At 32.4% G+C, this 1,573-nt stretch carries 2 protein-coding genes; both read left to right on the top strand.

From position 1 onward, the window contains the following. Window positions 1-190 precede the first annotated feature (190 nt). Window positions 191-1,216: an AbiH family protein gene (locus I1A59_RS09410; protein ID WP_196092486.1), complete on the top strand. Its 1,026-nt coding sequence runs from the start codon at window positions 191-193 to the stop codon at window positions 1,214-1,216. 66 nt (window positions 1,217-1,282) lie between these two features. Continuing rightward, window positions 1,283-1,528 (top strand): hypothetical protein, encoded by a 246-nt coding sequence (locus tag I1A59_RS09405; RefSeq protein WP_196092485.1) that lies wholly within the window; start codon window positions 1,283-1,285, stop codon window positions 1,526-1,528. The last annotated feature ends 45 nt before the right edge of the window (window positions 1,529-1,573 follow it).

Genomic DNA, 1,573 nt, shown 5'->3' with positions numbered 1-1,573 from the left:
ATCCATATTTATTTATAGAAAAGCTTGATCGTTCATAAAAATCATCAGAACTGCAATTGTTTATTGCTTGTTTCTGATGATTTTTTTGATAGTTACGCAAAGATATTCAGGGTATGAATAATTCGGGGTTAAAGATGACTATCGAAATATGATTGAGCAGGATATACTGCCGCTGACTGGGAGGTAGGATATGAAGAAAAAACTATTTATTATTGGGAATGGATTTGATTTGGCACATGATCTTCCTACACGTTATAACGATTTTAAAAAATGGATACTTAAGCAAATTGATCCGAAAAGGGAAACTTTATTTGTAACAGCTGAGCAAGATTATTTCTGGAACGATTTTCAAATTCCTCAAACATATACATCATCAGATGGAGAGGAAATTTTTAGAGATAATGATATTCAGATATTCTTTATTAGTTTGATTAATCAGCTTGTAAATGGTTCCGATTGGACTGATTTTGAATCAAAGCTTGGAGATATTGCAGATTTGTCAATTGACTGTGAAGATATGCTAGATAAGGACGGCGATATTGATCATTTTAAAAATCAATACTATCTACAGGATTTGAATGATTCACTTATTAAAGCGATTCCAATTCTAAAAAATACTCTCTTTCCAAATTGGGTTCGTTCGATTATGGAAACAGAAGAATATTCGAACCTATCTGCTCTAAAACAAACAATTATGAATGACAGTAATAACTTTTTTCTGACGTTCAATTACACAGAAGTATTAGAGGAAGTTTATGGTATTTCGCCTTCCAAAATCTGTCATATTCATGGAAGTATAGAAGAAGATAGATTCCTATATGGGCACGGCGAGAAAGTATTTCCAGAAGATGTCCCTGAGTTTTACATTGGTTTAGAACATGCTTTACTTACCTTACAGAATGAGTTTAAAAAACCAGTATCAAAACAACTAAGTGTATTGCAGTCGTTTTTACAAAATGTAAATACAGCATCAGAAATTAAAGAGATTTATTTTATTGGAATTAGCGCCATTAAGACTGATATTGATGAATATCCTGGAGTTGATGATCCATACTTTGAAAAAATATTTGAATTAATGCCGAATGTTGATATTTATGTAGATGAGCATGAAAGAGACTCTGAATTAAACATAAAGAAAAAACTGAAAAAGCGGGGAGCAAGAAAGGCTGATCAATTGCAATTCATCAACACAGACACGGATACTATTGCTAATTAAAGTGTTTTGAAATGATTTGTTGATTATGAAAATCTTTGTGGAAGAAAGTTGAAGGAGTACAAATTAATGAAAGAAAAGATACCTGAATTTAGATTCGATGGGTTTACAGATACTTGGGAACAGCGAAAGTTAGAAGATGTTTGTAGTATTCAAGGGGGAAATGCTTGGAAGTCAGAAATATATACAAAGAATGGTTCGCATCTTGTTGTTACCATCGCTAATGTTACAGGTGGTGTTAGTATGATTTCATGGACACGATTTGGTAGAATTATCTCAAACCAAAGGAGAAGTCCATATGTCACAAAAGTATAGTAAAGAATTCAAAGAAACCATCGTAAGCCTTTATGAAACCGGTAA

Source organism: Streptococcus sp. NLN76, assembly GCF_015686645.1.
Lineage (GTDB): Bacteria > Bacillota > Bacilli > Lactobacillales > Streptococcaceae > Streptococcus.
The sequence above is the reverse complement of the archived record's forward strand: the minus strand, read 5'-3'. Positions and strand labels throughout refer to the sequence as shown.

What these genes read in the sequence shown, in the direction of transcription:
- I1A59_RS09410 (WP_196092486.1), top strand. Translation starts at nt 191, where the DNA reads ATGAAGAAAAAACTATTTATTATTGGGAATGGATTTGATTTGGCACAT.
- I1A59_RS09405 (WP_196092485.1), top strand. Translation starts at nt 1,283, where the DNA reads ATGAAAGAAAAGATACCTGAATTTAGATTCGATGGGTTTACAGATACT.